General features: G+C 60.5%; 13 protein-coding genes. 1 reads left to right on the plus strand and 12 read right to left on the minus strand.

Features of this window, described 5'->3' with window-relative positions:
• Positions 1-8: 8 nt before the first annotated feature.
• Positions 9-167 carry a YqaE/Pmp3 family membrane protein gene (locus ACXX83_RS22370; RefSeq protein ID WP_003228885.1) on the minus strand — a complete coding sequence of 53 codons (159 nt, stop codon included), beginning with the start codon at positions 165-167 and terminating at the stop codon, positions 9-11.
• A gap of 206 nt (positions 168-373) precedes the next feature.
• The gene (locus tag ACXX83_RS22375) at positions 374-1657 is read right to left on the minus strand and encodes an aspartate aminotransferase family protein (protein ID WP_458549639.1); all 1284 of its coding nucleotides are present in this window, start codon (positions 1655-1657) and stop codon (positions 374-376) included.
• A gap of 169 nt (positions 1658-1826) precedes the next feature.
• On the opposite strand from ACXX83_RS22375, the gene ACXX83_RS22380 reads away from it, so the two are divergent.
• A complete protein-coding gene (locus ACXX83_RS22380; protein WP_458549640.1) occupies positions 1827-2756 on the plus strand; it encodes a LysR family transcriptional regulator in 930 nt (309 codons plus the stop codon).
• A 228-nt stretch (positions 2757-2984) separates the two neighbouring features.
• Here the strand turns inward: ACXX83_RS22380 and ACXX83_RS22385 are convergent, their stop codons facing one another.
• From ACXX83_RS22385 to bioB, 10 genes are all read right to left on the minus strand, one after another.
• A complete protein-coding gene (locus ACXX83_RS22385) occupies positions 2985-4763 on the minus strand; it encodes an acyl-CoA dehydrogenase C-terminal domain-containing protein (protein ID WP_458549641.1) in 1779 nt (592 codons plus the stop codon).
• A gap of 261 nt (positions 4764-5024) precedes the next feature.
• A complete protein-coding gene (locus ACXX83_RS22390; protein ID WP_458549642.1) occupies positions 5025-6821 on the minus strand; it encodes an acyl-CoA dehydrogenase C-terminal domain-containing protein in 1797 nt (598 codons plus the stop codon).
• 85 nt (positions 6822-6906) lie between these two features.
• Entirely contained in the window at positions 6907-8199 is a 1293-nt protein-coding gene (locus ACXX83_RS22395) for a GGDEF domain-containing protein (RefSeq protein WP_217836539.1), read from the minus strand.
• A gap of 197 nt (positions 8200-8396) precedes the next feature.
• A complete protein-coding gene (locus tag ACXX83_RS22400) occupies positions 8397-10202 on the minus strand; it encodes a phenylacyl-CoA dehydrogenase (RefSeq protein WP_015097094.1) in 1806 nt (601 codons plus the stop codon).
• A gap of 278 nt (positions 10203-10480) precedes the next feature.
• On the minus strand, positions 10481-10777 hold the full coding sequence (locus tag ACXX83_RS22405; protein WP_015097095.1) for a hypothetical protein: 297 nt from the start codon (positions 10775-10777) through the stop codon (positions 10481-10483).
• A 122-nt stretch (positions 10778-10899) separates the two neighbouring features.
• Positions 10900-11580: a dethiobiotin synthase gene (gene bioD / locus ACXX83_RS22410; RefSeq protein ID WP_217836542.1), complete on the minus strand. Its 681-nt coding sequence runs from the start codon at positions 11578-11580 to the stop codon at positions 10900-10902.
• Positions 11577-12389, minus strand: coding sequence for a malonyl-ACP O-methyltransferase BioC (gene bioC, locus ACXX83_RS22415; RefSeq protein WP_458549643.1), 813 nt, complete (start codon positions 12387-12389; stop codon positions 11577-11579). The genes bioD and bioC overlap by 4 nt, the downstream gene beginning before the upstream one ends.
• The gene (locus ACXX83_RS22420; protein WP_102674208.1) at positions 12382-13113 is read right to left on the minus strand and encodes an alpha/beta fold hydrolase; all 732 of its coding nucleotides are present in this window, start codon (positions 13111-13113) and stop codon (positions 12382-12384) included. The genes bioC and ACXX83_RS22420 overlap by 8 nt, the downstream gene beginning before the upstream one ends.
• Entirely contained in the window at positions 13106-14284 is a 1179-nt protein-coding gene (gene bioF, locus ACXX83_RS22425; RefSeq protein ID WP_458549644.1) for an 8-amino-7-oxononanoate synthase, read from the minus strand. The genes ACXX83_RS22420 and bioF overlap by 8 nt, the downstream gene beginning before the upstream one ends.
• A 160-nt stretch (positions 14285-14444) precedes the next feature.
• Complete coding sequence (gene bioB / locus ACXX83_RS22430) at positions 14445-15500, minus strand: biotin synthase BioB (RefSeq protein ID WP_217836544.1); 1056 nt, start codon at positions 15498-15500, stop codon at positions 14445-14447.
• Positions 15501-15542: the final 42 nt, after the last annotated feature.

A 15542-nucleotide genomic window follows, 5' to 3' on the forward strand; every position in this document is an offset into this window, starting at 1 on the left:
CGCGAAATTCAGCGCTTGGCGATGATGTACACCGCATGCACGATCCCCGGAATGTAACCGCACAACGTCAGCAGAATATTCAGCCAGAACGCTCCGCCGAATCCTACTTGCAAAAACACACCCAGCGGCGGCAACAGGATGGCGATGATGATGCGAATAAAGTCCATGGGGCAGCTCCTGATTGGGGGTGGGCTCGTTCGAGCCCTACAGCTAATCGACCGGTACCGTTTGTCAGGGTTCAGTCCCTCTATTCCCAAGCTCCGCCCTTTCGTTGAATTTCGCAGACAAAAAAACGCCCCACACCAAAAATGTCGGGCGTGAGGCGTGCGTATTACCGCGAGACGGTTCGGGAATGTGTGCAGGGCACGTCGGATCAGACGACAATCCCTTTGCGGCACTGCAATTGCGCGGTGCGTACTCGGGAAAAGGCGCGCGTCAGGCGCAGGAGCATTTCATCGATGTTGGCGTTGCTGACATTCAGCGCAGGGGTAAAGCGCAGGCAGTCGGGTTGCGGGGCATTGAGCAACAGGCCTTCGTAGAGCGCGGCCTTGACTACCGCGTCAGCGGAATCGTCCGACAGCGTCAGCCCCCAAAGCAGCCCTTGTCCGCGCAACTCGCCGTGATCATATCGATGGGCCAAACGCCCCAAGCCTTCACGCAGGTGCTGACCGGCTTCCGTGACGTGCTTGAGGAAAGCCTTGTCCTGCACCGTATCGAGCACCGAAAGCCCCGCTGCGGTCATCAGTGCATTGCCATGATGGGTACCGGTCATCTCGCCGGGTTCGAAACAGCAAGCCTTGCCCCGTGCCAGCAGCGCGGCCAATGGCACGCCGCCGCCCAAACCTTTGCCGAGCACGACGATATCCGCCGTGACCCCGCAGGACTGCTCCGCGAGCAAGGTGCCACAACGGCCGATGCCGGTTTGCACTTCGTCGAATATCAGCAAAATGCCGAGTTCACGGCACAGGCGTTCGACGCCCTTGAGGTAATGCGCGGTGGCCGGGATCACACCGGCTTCGCTCTGGATCGGTTCGAGCATGATCGCGACGGTCCGTTCATCCACGGCCGCATGCAATGCCGGAAGGTCATTGAACGGGACATGGCTGAAGCCCGGCAGTTGCGGCTCGAATCGGTTGGCTAATGTCGAACTGTCCGACGCCGACATCGTCGCCAGGCTACGGCCATGGTTACCGTTGTTGGCCACTATGATTCGCGACGCACCGCCGCGATGCTGTTGACCCCATTTGCGCGCCAGTTTTATCGCCGCCTCACAGGCTTCGCTGCCGGTATTGAGCAGGTAGGCCTGATCACTGCCGGTGCTGGCACACAGACGCTCGGCAAGACTGAGCGTGCCGCGGTTATGCAGGCCAAAACCCGGATTGATCAGCCCTTGAGCCTGGGCAGTAATGGCGTTGACCAGTACCGAGGGGCTGTGACCAAGGCTGTTGGCCCCACCGCCCTGGGAAAAATCCAGGTACGCACGGTCATCGCTGTCCCACAGCCATGAACCCTGGCCGCGCACAAACACCTGTTTCGGCCGCTCGACACCGGGCATCAAGTACTCGCTGGAAAGACTATTGCCTGTGGAAGGCAGGGAGGCGTCCATGACCAGATCATCAAGACTGGGAGGACTGCGACGCAGACTGAACAGATTCATCCGAAAAAACCTCTGATGAGGTTTTTTGCCTTACCTATGTCAACACCATCGAAGCAAAGGGTATTCATCGCGCTCTGTGGCCCTGTAAGCCCTGTGAATGCGGTTAGACTAGGCTCAGGCGAGGCATTCAGCCATTTCGATTTCCCAGCATTTTCGATAAGTAATACTTATGGATTTCAAGCAACTGCGTTATTTCGTCGCGGTCTATGAAGAAGGCCATGTCGGCCGGGCCGCCGAGCGCCTGTCGATCTCCCAGCCGGCACTGTCCCAGCAAATCCGCCACCTCGAGCAAAACCTCGATGTGAGCCTGTTCGAACGCAACAGCAAACGCCTGTTGCCGACCCTCGCGGCCCACACGCTGTACAACCACGCCCTGCCTTTGCTCGATGGCCTGCAACGGGCACGGGAGGCGCTCGGCAACTTCAAGGGTCAGGCGCTGCGCACCCTGGCCATCGGCGTATTGCAGACCGTGCATACCAACCTCGTTCCACAGATGCTCGAGCGCGTGCGCAAGGCGCAGCCGCATCTTGTCGTGCAGATCTACGAACTGACCGGTCTGGAAATCGAGCGGCGACTGCTCAACGGTTCTCTGGATATCGGCATCAGTTACCTGCCGCCCCGCCAGCCTGGTTTGCATGGCGTGATGCTGTACGAAGATGAACTGACCCTGGTCATCCCGGCAGAGCACCCGCTGCGTGAATTCAAGAAAGTGTCCATGAGCCAGGCCGCCGAGCTGCCGATGTTGCTGCTGGGCGAGGAATTTCAGATCCGGCAGATCTGGCAAACCCAACTGGCGAACCTCGGACGTCGCCCACAGGTGCAAGCCGAACTGAACAACATGGCCGGCATCCTCGACAGCCTGCCGCACACACGCCTGGCGACGGTGCTGCCCGGACGCTCGCAAAAGACCCATGGCAACGACGAACTGCTGTGGAAGCCCCTGAGCGAACCACGAGTACCACTGAAAGTCGGGCTGGTGTGTCGGGATGTGCAACGACAGCAGGCCTCGCTGGCCTTGCTGCGGACATTGCTGGAAGAAGTGATAAATGGCCCGGCTGAACGTTTGAACAACCCACAGGCCCTGGACAGGCTGAGCTAGGAACTTTTCTTCGGGCAAAAGAAAACCCCGCCGAAGCGGGGCTTTGCAGACTGTTTCCCTGACATCCATTTCACTCCGCCGTCCTGGCAGAATCCTACGTGTCCCTGTTGTTGCTTTTGCGCTTCCTGCGCTACGTCCATGAGAAGTAGATTAGCTGTGGATCCAATTTGCATCTATGGGAGAACAGCAGCACGTTATGTAAGAGAATGCTTACAAACCATTACGTCATCAGAATTGTCCTGCATCCAGCAGGAACAACGATTCGCTACCGGCCTTGACCGACGCGCTCAACGAGTGAATCCGCGGCAACAGACGGGCGAAATAGAACCGTGCGGTGCCCAGTTTGCTGGCGTAGAAATCGTCTTGCGCTTCCTTGCCCAAAGCGGCCTTGGCCATCAGGGCCCACATGTAGGCATACGCCACGTAACCGAACACCTGCAGATACTCGACCGATGCCGCGCCGATTTCGTTCGGATTGCTCTTCGCCCGGTCCAGCAACCACGCGGTCAGTTCATCGAGAGTGGTAACGGCGTCGTTGAGCGGCTTGGTGAACTCCGCCAGGTCAGCGCTGGCCGTTGCGGTGAAGTGACGAATCTCCTCGGCGAACAGGTTGTAGAACGCCCCGCCGCTGCCGACGATCTTGCGCCCGACCAGGTCCAGCGCCTGAATGCCGTTGGTGCCTTCGTAGATCTGGGTGATGCGCACGTCACGCACCAGTTGCTCCTGGCCCCACTCGCGGATGTAACCGTGGCCGCCGAACACCTGCTGGCCGTGAACGGTGGTTTCCAGACCGAGATCGGTCAGGAACGCCTTGGCCACCGGGGTCAGCAAAGCCACCAGGTCTTCAGCACGCTTGCGGGTGGCGGCATCTTCGCTGAACTTGGCGGTGTCCAGTTGCATGGCTACGTAAGTGGAGAACGCACGACCACCCTCGTTCGAGGCTTTCATGGTCAGCAGCATGCGACGCACGTCCGGATGGACGATGATCGGGTCAGCCACTTTGTCCTTGTTCTGCGCGCCAGTCGGCGAACGGCTTTGCAGACGGTCACGGGCGTATTCCACGGCGTTCTGGTACGAGCGCTCGCCCGTGGCCAGGCCCTGGATACCGACGCCCAGGCGCTCGTAGTTCATCATGGTGAACATCGCCGCCAGGCCTTTGTTCGGCTCGCCGACCAGGTAACCCACGGCCTCATCGAAGTTCATCACGCAGGTCGCGGACGCCTGGATGCCCATCTTGTGTTCGATCGAACCGCAGTTCGCCGGGTTACGCGCGCCCAGGCTGCCATCGGCATTGACCATGAACTTCGGCACCAGGAACAGCGAAATGCCTTTTGGCCCCGCCGGTGCATCCGGCAACTTGGCCAGCACCAGGTGGATGATGTTTTCGGTGAGGTCGTGTTCGCCACCGGTGATGAAGATCTTGGTGCCGCTAACCTTGTAGGAACCGTCGGCCTGAGGCTCGGCCTTGGTGCGAATGATCCCCAGGTCAGTACCGGCCTGTGGCTCGGTCAGGCACATGGAACCGGCCCAGATGCCGGCGTACATGTTCGGCAGGTACGCGGCTTTCAGCTCTTCGCTGGCGTGGGCGTTGATCGACAGGCAGGCACCGGCGGTCAGCATCGGATACAGACCGAACGACAGGCTGGCGGAGTTGACCATTTCTTCGACCTGGGCCGAAACGGCTTTGGGCATGCCCATGCCGCCGTAGGTTGGATCGCCACCGACACCGACCCAACCGCCTTCCGCGTAGGTCTGATAGGCCTGCGGGAAACCCGCCGGCGTGGTGACGGCACCGTCGGCCCAATGGCAACCTTCCTCGTCCGCGGCACGGCTCAGCGGAGCAATGCTTTTGCTGGTGACTTTGCCGGCTTCCTCCAGGATGGCCTCGACCGTTTGCGCATCGACGGTCTCGGCCAGCGCAGGCAGCTCGGCCCAGAGTTTGGCGACCTCGAAAACTTCATTGAGGACGAAGCGCATATCGCGCAGGGGCGCTTTGTAGTCAGCCATGGCAAACCTCGCAAGATCTATACAGGTGATTCACAGGAAGATTGGTTTCGTTGGGTCGGAGTGTACCTCAACAACTTTTAAGACACATAGGGTCAGCTCATGACTGTTTTGTTATTTTTAGTCATTTCGATATGGAGAGGCAAAACATAAGAACTGTAGGAGCGAGCCCGCTCGCGAAAAACCCCAAGGCGCCCTGGACATCTGGTTTACGCGTTATCGTTCACGACCATCGCGAGCAAGCTCGCTCCTACAGGGTAGGTGTCAGAGCGCAAACATCTCGGCCGGCAGTTGCATCAGACATTCGCTCCCCGCTTCGACGGCCGCCCGATGAGCGGTAGTGCGTGGCAGCAGACGCTTGAAGTAAAACTCGCTGGTCGCCAGTTTGCCCCGGCAGAAGCCAACATCACCGCTGCCAGCATCGAGCTGCGCCTGAGCCACCAGCGCCATGCGCAACCACAGGTAGCCAAGGATGATGTAACCGCTGTACATCAGATAGTCCACCGACGCGGCGCCGACCTCGTCCGGGTTTTTCATCGCCGCCATGCCGACCCTGGTGGTCAACTCACCCCATTGCTGGTTCAGTTGATCAAGCTGCGCCACATACCCGGCCAGTTGTGGATGTCCGGCGTTCGCCGCGCAGAACTTGTGGACGATTTTGGTGAACCCGCGCAACAGCTTGCCCTGGCTGCCGAGTACCTTGCGCCCGAGCAAGTCCAGCGCCTGAATGCCGTTGGTGCCCTCATAGATCGGTGCGATCCGGCAGTCGCGTACCAGTTGCTCCATACCCCACTCACGAATGAACCCGTGGCCGCCAAACACCTGCATGCCATGGTTGGTCACTTCCAGACCGGTGTCGGTCATGAAGGCTTTGCAGATCGGCGTGAGGAAGGCCAGCAGGTCTTCGGCATCCTGGCGCGCCGTTTCGTCCGGGCTCAGGTGTGCAATGTCGAGCAACTGTGCGGTGAAGTAGGTCAGCGCGCGGTTGCCTTCGTTGAAGGCTTTCATCGTCAGTAACATCCGCCGCACATCAGGGTGCACGATGATGGGGTCGGCGGCTTTTTCCGGGGCTTTCGGGCCGGTCAGCGAGCGCATCTGCAAACGGTCGTTGGCATATTTGATCGCGCCCTGGAAGCTCGCCTCGCCCAGACACAGACCTTGCATGCCCGTGCCCAACCGCGCGTGGTTCATCATGGTGAACATGCAGTTGAGGCCCTTGTTCGGCTCACCGATCAAAAAGCCCTTGGCCTCGTCGAAGTTAAGCACGCAGGTGGCCGAGGCCTTGATGCCCATCTTGTGTTCGATCGAGCCGCAGGACACGCCGTTGCGCTCACCCGCTTCGCCCATCGCGTCGGGCAGGAACTTGGGCACGATAAACAGCGAAATGCCCTTGGTCCCGGCCGGTGCGTCCGGCAATTTGGCGAGCACCAGGTGAATGATGTTGGCACTCATGTCGTGCTCGCCCGCAGAGATGAAGATCTTGCTGCCGGAGATCGCATAGCTGCCATCGGCTGCTGGCACGGCACGGGTCTTGATGATGCCCAGGTCGGTGCCGCAATGGGCTTCTGTCAGGCACATGGTGCCGGTCCATTGGCCAGCGGTGAGCTTCTTCAAATAGGTCTGCTTTTGCGCCTCGGTGCCATGGGCGTGGATCGCCGACATCGCGCCGTGGGTCAGGCCGGGGTACATGCCCCACGAGGTGTTGCTGGAACCCACCATCTCGCTGATGACCAGGCCCAGAGAGATCGGCAACCCTTGGCCGCCGTAACCCGGGTCCGCCGCCAGGCCATGCCAGCCGCCCTCGACATACTGGGCGAAGGCCTGCTTGAAGCCCGCGGGCGTGGTGACCACGCCGTTGTCGAAATGGCAGCCTTCTTCATCGCCGCTGCGGTTGAGCGGCGACAACACGTTTTCGCAGAACTTCGCGCCTTCTTCGAGGATCGCATTGACCATGTCCGGGCTGGCATCGGTGGCCCCCAGCGTGGCGTAGCTACTGTGAAAGTCGAAGACGTGGTCGATCAGAAAGCGCATGTCGCGCAAGGGAGCTTTGTACTCGGGCATGGTCATTCTCCGTCGGCAGTTTTTTCCAACCTACTGCCGCCGACACTACGCCACAATCAATGTCCAGTCGCTGAATGCGCGATCATCACTCAACCGTAGCGGCGTCCATGCGCACGGCGCCGCGACGGTTCTGCCCGAACGCCATCACGCAATTGCGCCCCGCGCCCTTGGCGCTGTAGAGCGCCTGGTCAGCGGACTTGAGCACCTCTTCCGGGGTGCGTTGATCGATCCGCTCGGCAACGCCGATACTGACCGTGACCGATACGCTCGACGCACCGGAACCGGCACGCCGCTGGCGCCCCTGATTGTCGTCCTGCGGGCGGTTTTCCTGATTACGCAGCTGAATGTTGTAAGTGGCGATGGACTCGCGGATGACTTCCAGGTGCGGCATGCATTCTTCGAGAGTCTTGCCTGCAAATACCAGGGCAAATTCTTCACCGCCATAGCGATACGCCTTACCGCCACCGCCGATTTTCGACAGTTTGCTGGCCACCAGCCGCAGTACCTGGTCGCCGACATCGTGGCCGTGGGTATCGTTGAATTTCTTGAAGTGGTCGACGTCGCTCATGGCCAACACGTAGTTGCGACCCAGCCGTTGCATGCGTTCATTCAGCGCACGGCGGCCCGGCAGCCCGGTCAGCTCGTCGCGGAAGGCCATTTGATAGGCTTCGTGGGCAACGGCGGCGGCGATCATCAGCATCACCTGGCTGCACATGATATTCAGCGTGAACGGCAGGATGAAGGTCTTCGGCAGCATCCAGAACAACCCGAGCAAGCCCACCAGTTGCGCGGCATGCAGCGGTCGCGGGTTGCGCCAGTATTGCCAGGTCAGCAGCACAAACGCGGCAATGAACACCGGATAGGACAACTGGATCAGACTCATCCAGGCACCATGCAACACAGGCCAGCGAATCTCCGACAACCAGATCAGCAGCGCATGTGGATAACTTTGCTCAAGCCCCAGCGCCACGCTGCCGACCGCCAGCAATACGGCGAAACGCGCCACCATGTCCTGGAACAGGTGGGTGCGCTCCTGCCACGCCGCGAACACCCCATACAGCAATGGCAGCAGCAGGCAACACAGGTGAAAGACCACGGCGGCATCGTCACGCACCTTGCCGTTGTCGCGGTAATAGTCGGTCTGGGTGTCTAGCAGGAAGTAGGCGATGTAAACCGTGACCATCAGAAACAGTTCACGCTGGCGTCGGTACACCGCGCAATAGGCGCCGCCGAGCAACAACACCAGGGTGGGCAGCACGTTGAACAGCGAGGTGAAAAAGACGTTCAGATCCTTGATGTATGCAGCCGCAAGCCCCGCCAGCAACAGCAGCAATGACGGCAGGAAATGACTGAAACGTACAGCGGATGAGCGCGGCAAGGGTAAAGCTCCGACCCGTCAAAGCAATAGATGGCAATGTGCCCACTACTGTAACGGCAGAAAGCCCGAGTTGCTGAGTGAATTACTGAGGTATTTTTCAAAGGGCGTTACAAACATTAATTCCACGGGCAACCCTAAAAGCAAAAAAGCCGCTGGTCCCGAAGGAGCAGCGGCTTTTTCAAGTACTTCGTTGAGGCTTAGTAGCCCAGGTCGAAGTTCTCTTCTTTCATGTCCATCAGGTTGTTGGCGCCCGACAGCATGGTAGCGACGTGAGTGCGGGTACGCGGCAGGATGCGCTGGAAGTAGAAGCGCGCAGTCTGCAGCTTGGCGGTGTAGAACGCCTCTTCGGAAGTGCCGGCAGCCAGTTTCTCGGCAGCCAGGCGCGCCATGTCAGCCCAGAAGTAGGCCAGGCAGGCGTAACCGGAGTACATCAGGTAGTCCACGGAGGCCGCGCCGACTTCTTCGCGATCTTTCATGGCGGCCATACCGACCTTCATGGTCAGCTCGCCCCATTCCTTGTTCAGTGCAGCCAGCGGCGCGACGAACTCTTGAACCGCTTCGTTGCCTTCGTTGGTCTGGCAGAACTTGTGGACGATCTTGGTGAAGCCTTTGAGAGCCTCGCCCTGGGTCATCAGCACTTTACGGCCCAGCAGGTCGAGTGCCTGGATACCGGTGGTGCCTTCGTACAGCATCGAGATGCGGCTGTCGCGAACGTTCTGCTCCATGCCCCACTCGGCGATGAAGCCGTGGCCGCCGTAGATCTGCACGCCGTGGTTGGCCGATTCGAAACCGACTTCAGTCATGAAGGCCTTGGCGATTGGCGTCATGAAGGCCAGCAGTGCGTCGGCTTTCTTCTTCTCTTCTTCGTCCACGCCGTACTTGACGATGTCGACCTGCTTGGCGGTGAAGTAAACCATCGCGCGGTTGCCTTCGGCGAACGCCTTCATGGTCAACAGCATGCGACGTACGTCAGGGTGCACGATGATCGGGTCAGCGGCTTTGTCCGGCGCTTTCGGGCCAGTCAGCGAGCGCATTTGCAGACGGTCGCGAGCGTATTTCAGGCCGCCCTGGAAACCGACTTCAGCGTGGGCCAGGCCTTGCAGCGCGGTACCCAGACGAGCGGTGTTCATGAAGGTGAACATGCAGTTCAGGCCTTTGTTCGCCGGGCCGATCAGGAAACCGGTGGCGCCGTCGAAGTTCATCACGCAGGTGGCGTTGCCGTGGATGCCCATCTTGTGTTCCAGGGAACCGCAAGACACGGCGTTACGCGTGCCAACCGAGCCATCGGCGTTCGGCAGGAACTTCGGCACGATGAACAGGGAGATGCCTTTGGTGCCGGCCGGTGCATCCGGCAGGCGGGCCAGTACGATGTGGACGATGTTGTCGGCCATGTCGTGTTCACCGGCCGAGATGAAGATCTTGGTGCCGGAGACTTTGTAGGAACCGTCGGCCTGAGGCTCGGCCTTGGTGCGCAGCATGCCCAGGTCGGTGCCGCAGTGCGGTTCGGTCAGGCACATGGTGCCGGTCCATTCGCCGGAAACCAGCTTGGTCAGGTAAGCCTCTTGTTGCTCAGGGGTGCCGTGCTCGGAGATGGTGTTCATCGCACCGTGCGACAGGCCCGGGTACATGCCCCACGACCAGTTGGACTCGCCGACCATTTCACTGATGGCCAGGCCCAGGGATTCCGGCAGGCCTTGGCCGCCGTGCTCGACGTCGTGAGCCAGGCTCGGCCAGCCGCCTTCAACGAATTGCTTGTAGGCTTCCTTGAAGCCAGTCGGCGTCTTAACGCCGGACTCGCTCCAGGTGCAACCTTCGAGGTCGCCCACACGGTTCAGCGGAGCCAGTACCTGCTCACAAAACTTGGCGCCTTCCTCAAGAATGGCGTCAACCATGTCCGGAGTTGCGTCGGCACAAGCCGGAAGGCTCTGATAGTGCGCTTCGTAGCCGAGCAGTTCGTCACGAACGAAGCGAATATCACGCAAGGGGGCCTTGTAGTCAGGCATAGCGATAAACCTCTGCTGATGTAACCGGGAATGAACGACCGCATTGATTTGTTGTTGCGATCAAACAGTTGTTTGAAACATACGTTTACGCCCAAATCTTGTCAAGCGTCGATCTTTTGCCGTTCGTCATCGCAGGATTGGACATTCAGGCACACGACACCGCCGCCGCGCTGCCGAAGCAGCCCGCCATCCTGAAAAGATTAGTTGAGCAAGAAAGACTTACGTACAAAAACGCCGCGAACAGGCGCGGCGCTGGAAGGTGCGGATTCGGCAAGGAATCAGGCGTAGGTATCGATCAATGTTCCGAGCACTTCATCGGCGGCCTTGGCGACTTTCACGCCCAGCTCCGCCTGAATCTTGCCTTGGGCCATTTCAACCACGTTGCTGGCCAGGTCCGATTGCCGGCTGCGATCAACCGATCGCAGACGATCGACCTGCGCCTCGGAGGACTGGCTGGTGAGCGAACGCTCAAGGGTGGTGTTGGCGATCTGTCCGGCGGCTTGATCGACACGGTTCTGCCCTGTCTGAAGGGTGCTCAGACCGGCATAAAAAGCGGTGTTTCCTGAGATTTCCATGGGAGAACTCGTCCTTTCAAAGGATCAACAACGGCCATTGAAGCAGAGTGGCTGGCAAAACACCCGTCAAAAACACTAATGGCACAGTGCCTTGTCATAGGCAAAGCCCGCATTGCCAAACGTCAGTCCAACAGGTCCAGTTGCAAGTGCTCGGCCACGGCTTCTGCCGTCACGGCCTTGAGTTTTGGCACACGTCCCAGGCACGGCGCCGGGAGGCGCTCGGCCAGGGTGGCGAGGTTTTCTTCCAGCCGAGAGGTCTTCGGGTCGATGATGTTGGCCACCCACCCCGCCAGTTGCAAACCGTCCCGGGCGATCGCTTCGGCGGTCAACAAGGCATGGCTGATACATCCCAGCCGCACGCCGACCACCAGGATCACCGGCAGCTTCAATGCAATGGCCAGGTCCGACAGATTGTCCTGATCCGCCAAGGGTACGCGCCAGCCGCCGGCGCCTTCGATCAGGGTGAAGTCCGCTTGCAGACCCAGAATCTGCCGCATCGGCGCCAGCAACGACTGCACCGTCAACGCCACGCCCGCCTCCCGTGCCGCCAGATGGGGGGCAATGGCCGGTTCGAAGGCCATCGGATTGACCTGTGCGTAGGTCAGCGGCAGCGAACACTCCGCCAACAAGGCCAGCGCATCGGCGTTGCGCAAGCCTTTGGGCGTTACATCGCAACCGGAAGCGACCGGTTTGCCCGCCGCCGTGCTCAAACCCGCCGAACGCGCCGCATGCAGCAGCCCCGCAGCGACCGTGGTTTTACCGACATCCGTATCCGTGCCGGTGATGAAATAGGCTGCGCTCATAAGGGTTTCTCCAAAATGGCGTACACCACTTGATAACTCGCCGGCAGGCCTTGGGCCTGACGAAACTGCTCATAAGCCTCAATCAAACCCAGAATCCGCGCTCGACCGGTCAAGCCACCCGGTCGACCGGGATTGAGATTGTGCGCACCCAGCGCCTTGAGCTCATGGGTCAGGCTGCGCACATCCGGGTAATGCAGCACATGCGCCTGGTTTTGCAGACTGACGACCCGCAAACCACTGGCAGCGCACAAATGTTGATACACGCCAAACTCCCGGAAGCGGTTGACGTGCACCATGCCATCGACCTGTCGCCAGCTGTCGCGCAGTTCAAACAACGTCCCTGTACAAAGACTAGCAAACGCAAAAATGCCACCCGGTTTCAGCACTCGATAAGCTTCACTGAGCACCGAGTCGAAATCCGCACACCACTGCACCGCCAGGCTGGAGAAGATCAGGTCGCAGGTCGAATCCTGCAGTGGCAAGCGCTCGGCATCGCCGGCGACGAAATGCGTGGCACCGCCCAATGGCCGGGCGTGATTGAGCATGCCCTCGGCGATATCCAGCGCCACACCGTGACTGCTCGGAAATTGCTCACCCAAGGCACGACTGAAATGCCCGGTGCCGCAGCCCAGATCCAGCCAACGCTGCGGTACAAAATCCCGCGGCAAGCGCCTGAGTAATTGGCTGCCGACATCACGCTGCAACTCGGCCACGCTGTCGTAGCTTTGCGCCGCGCGGGAGAAAGATGCAGCGACCTGGCGTTTGTCGGGCAAGGCGCCGGGCAGGTTGGGAAGGGATAAATCAGTCATCGCCGGACTCATGCAAAAAGGCCTGGATCGCCCCCGCCACACCGTGGGGATCTTCCAGAAGAAACGCGTGGCCGGCCTGCTCAATCAGACCGATTTCTATGTCCGGCAGCAACGCCAGTAAATCGCCCGCCGCCTCCGCCGGCACCAGCCCGTCAAGGCCGGCGAACAGATGCAGCTGCGGACCACGGAACGATTGCAGTGCCTGTCGCGTATCCACTTGCGCAAGCACTTGCAGACCGCTCAGCAGCACTGGCGCGGCAGTGTTCGGTGCGCCAGCGAGCAACAACCGCGACAATCCGCGCGGGTCTTCGGCGCCTTGGGCACAGAGCAGTGAAAAGCGTTTCAAGGTCGCGCGCGGATCGGCTGCACATCCCGCCAGAAACGCATCGAAGGTTTCCCCTGGCATGGCGGCTGACCAGTGTTCATGAGCGACAAAAGACGCGTTGCTGGCCAGAGTGAACACGCCGCAGCAGCGATCGCCACGCCGGGCCGCCAGTTCGCAGGCGAGCATGCCACCCAAAGACCAGCCGCCCAGCCAGGCGTCTTGCGGCAACGTCGCATCAAGCTCATCGAGCCACTCTTGAAGATCGCTCGACTCCAGGTCGGGCAACGGCTCGATCTCGACGCGCAAGTGCTCGTCCAGGCCGCGCAAAGCCGCGGCCAAAGGCTCCAGCGGTGAAACGCCGAGCCCCCAGCCGGGCAGCAGAATCAAACGATCACGCATGGCTTGGCTCCGGCTGCAGTTGTTGAAAACAATCGGCCAGTGCGTTTAACAATAGCTGCACCTGAGCCTCGCTGTGAGCAGCCGTCAGCGTGACCCGCAATCGGGCGCTGCCTGCAGGCACGGTCGGCGGGCGAATCGCGGTCACCATCAACCCGCGCTCGCGCAGCATTTGCGAAAGACGCACCGCGCGCCCGGCATCGCCAACCATGATCGGCTGGATCGGTGTGAAGCTGTCCATGAGTTCCAGGCCGATCTGCTCGGCACCCTGACGGAACTGGCGGATCAGCGTCTGCAAATGCTCGCGACGCCAGTGTTCACTGCGCAGCAGTTCCAGGCTTTTCAGCGTGGCGCAGGCCAGCGCCGGTGGCTGGCTGGTGGTGTAGATGTAAGGCCGGGCGAACTGGATCAGACTTTCGATCAGCTCTTCGCTGCCGGCCACAAAGGCGCCCGCCGTACCGAAGGCTTTGCCGAGGGTGCCGACCAGCACCGGAACCTCTTCCTGGCTTAAACCGAAATGCTCGACGATGCCGCCACCATTGGCGCCCAGCGGTCCGAATCCATGGGCATCGTCGACCATCAACCAGGCGCCTTTGGCCTTGGCCTCCCGGGCCAGTGCTGGCAAATCGGCGATATCGCCATCCATGCTGAACACGCCGTCGGTGACCACCAGGGTATTGCCAGTGGCTTTTTCCAGGTGTTTGGCCAGGCTCACCGGGTCGTTGTGCAAGTAGCGATTGAACCGCGCGCCGGACAACAGCCCCGCGTCGAGCAGCGACGCATGATTGAGCCGGTCTTCGAGTACCGTATCACCTTGCCCCACCAGCGCCGTGACCGCACCGAGGTTGGCCATGTAACCGGTGGTGAACAGCAGCGCGCGCGGGCGACCGGTCAGGTCGGCCAAGGCTTCTTCCAGGGCATGGTGCGGGGCGCTATGGCCGATGACCAGATGTGAGGCGCCGCCGCCCACCCCCCACTTCGAAGCGCCGGCACGCCAGGCCTCGATCACTTGCGGATGATTGGCCAGCCCCAGGTAGTCGTTGTTACAGAACGCCAGCAACGGCTGGCCATCAACCACCACTTGCGGCCCCTGCGGGCTTTCGAGCAGCGGACGCTGGCGGTAGAGATTTTCGGCACGACGGGCAGCAAGGCGTGCGGCGAGATCGAAAGACATGCAGGCCTCGACTTTCAGATGACACAGATCCCCTGTGGGAGCGGGCTTGCTCGCGAAAGCGTCAGTCCAGTCAACATCAATGCTGAATGACAGTCAGTCTTCGCGAGCAAGCCCGCTCCCACAGGGATTTTGCATTCCCTCAGAGGAATGAACGCTGACTTCAAACCGCCGCGTTATAGAACTGCTCGCTGCTCTTCTGCTCCACCAGCGCCTGCTCGATAGCCGCCTGATGCACTTCATCGGCGTGCTCTTCGCGGGCTTCCGGCAGGATCCCCAGGCGCCCGAACAGTTGCATGTCCTTGTCGGCCTGCGGGTTGGCGGTGGTCAGCAGTTTCTCGCCGTAGAAAATCGAGTTGGCACCGGCGAAGAACGCCAGAGCCTGCATCTGCTCGTTCATGGCTTCGCGGCCGGCGGACAGGCGCACGTGGGATTGCGGCATCAGGATGCGCGCGACCGCGAGCATGCGGATGAAATCGAACGGGTCGACGTCGTCGGCATTTTCCAGCGGCGTACCGGCGACTTTCACCAGCATGTTGATCGGCACCGACTCCGGATGCTCCGGCAGGTTGGCCAGCTGGATCAGCAGGTTGGCGCGGTCGTCCAGCGACTCGCCCATGCCGAGGATGCCGCCGGAGCAGATCTTCATCCCCGACTCACGCACGTAGGCCAGGGTTTGCAGACGCTCGCTGTAGGTGCGGGTGGTGATGATGCTGCCGTAGAACTCCGGCGATGTATCGAGGTTGTGGTTGTAGTAGTCGAGGCCGGCCTTGGCCAGCGCCTCGGTCTGCTCCTGATCCAGGCGGCCGAGGGTCATGCAGGTTTCCAGGCCCAGGGCTTTCACGCCTTCAACCATCTTCAGAACGTACGGCATGTCCTTGGCCGACGGGTGCTTCCACGCCGCACCCATGCAGAAACGGGTCGAACCGATGGCCTTGGCGCGAGCGGCCTCTTCGAGGACCTTCTGCACTTCCATCAGTTTTTCTTTTTCCAGGCCGGTGTTGTAGTGACCGGACTGCGGACAATATTTGCAATCTTCCGGGCAGGCGCCGGTTTTGATCGACAACAGGGTCGACACCTGAACACGGTTGGCGTCGAAATGCGCACGGTGCACCGTCTGCGCCTGGAACAGCAGGTCATTGAATGGCTGAACGAAGAGTGCTTTGACTTCGGCCAAAGTCCAGTCATGACGCAGGGTTGCAGTGGTGCTGGCGCTCATGGGCGTTTCCTTTGAATTATGCTTTGGCATGCGGCTGGATCA

This window comes from Pseudomonas sp. GNP012 (assembly GCF_054343835.1).

Bases quoted from the DNA above. Each gene is read 5' to 3' on its own strand.
- ACXX83_RS22420 (WP_102674208.1), bottom strand. From the start codon at position 13,113: ATGCGTGATCGTTTGATTCTGCTGCCCGGCTGGGGGCTCGGCGTTTCA.
- ACXX83_RS22405 (WP_015097095.1), bottom strand. From the start codon at position 10,777: ATGGAAATCTCAGGAAACACCGCTTTTTATGCCGGTCTGAGCACCCTT.
- bioB (WP_217836544.1), bottom strand. From the start codon at position 15,500: ATGAGCGCCAGCACCACTGCAACCCTGCGTCATGACTGGACTTTGGCC.
- ACXX83_RS22370 (WP_003228885.1), bottom strand. From the start codon at position 167: ATGGACTTTATTCGCATCATCATCGCCATCCTGTTGCCGCCGCTGGGT.
- ACXX83_RS22375 (WP_458549639.1), bottom strand. From the start codon at position 1,657: ATGAATCTGTTCAGTCTGCGTCGCAGTCCTCCCAGTCTTGATGATCTG.
- ACXX83_RS22400 (WP_015097094.1), bottom strand. From the start codon at position 10,202: ATGCCTGACTACAAGGCCCCCTTGCGTGATATTCGCTTCGTTCGTGAC.
- ACXX83_RS22380 (WP_458549640.1), top strand. From the start codon at position 1,827: ATGGATTTCAAGCAACTGCGTTATTTCGTCGCGGTCTATGAAGAAGGC.
- bioC (WP_458549643.1), bottom strand. From the start codon at position 12,389: ATGACTGATTTATCCCTTCCCAACCTGCCCGGCGCCTTGCCCGACAAA.
- bioD (WP_217836542.1), bottom strand. From the start codon at position 11,580: ATGAGCGCAGCCTATTTCATCACCGGCACGGATACGGATGTCGGTAAA.
- bioF (WP_458549644.1), bottom strand. From the start codon at position 14,284: ATGTCTTTCGATCTCGCCGCACGCCTTGCTGCCCGTCGTGCCGAAAAT.
- ACXX83_RS22385 (WP_458549641.1), bottom strand. From the start codon at position 4,763: ATGGCTGACTACAAAGCGCCCCTGCGCGATATGCGCTTCGTCCTCAAT.
- ACXX83_RS22390 (WP_458549642.1), bottom strand. From the start codon at position 6,821: ATGCCCGAGTACAAAGCTCCCTTGCGCGACATGCGCTTTCTGATCGAC.